Origin of the sequence: Mesorhizobium silamurunense, assembly GCF_014843905.1 — a bacterium.
Taxonomy (GTDB): Bacteria; Pseudomonadota; Alphaproteobacteria; order Rhizobiales; family Rhizobiaceae; genus Mesorhizobium; species Mesorhizobium silamurunense.
Map to the genome: position 1 here is coordinate 1 of NZ_LPVS01000132.1, position 253 is coordinate 253.

1 protein-coding gene is annotated in these 253 nt (G+C 60.9%); it reads left to right on the forward strand.

Going from position 1 to position 253, the window contains the following annotated elements:
- Window positions 1-253, forward strand: a 253-nt coding sequence (locus tag AU465_RS32720; RefSeq protein ID WP_192257119.1) for an ATP-binding protein, incomplete at both ends; no start/stop codon positions are given.

Below are 253 nucleotides of genomic sequence, written 5' to 3' on the forward strand. Positions count from 1 at the left end.
CGCCCGTCTCGATGGCCGCTTCCCACGCCTCATCGACAAACTCACCCGCGCACAACTGCTCATCCTCGATGACTTCGGAACCCACTCCCTCACCGACCAACAGCGCTTCCATCTGTTCGAAATCGTCGAAGAACGCTATCGCCGCAAATCCACCCTGATCACCGCCCAGGTCCCGGTGGCCAGATGGCATGACCTGATCGCAGACCCTACCGTCGCCGACGCCATTCTCGACAGGATCGTTCACAACGCCCAC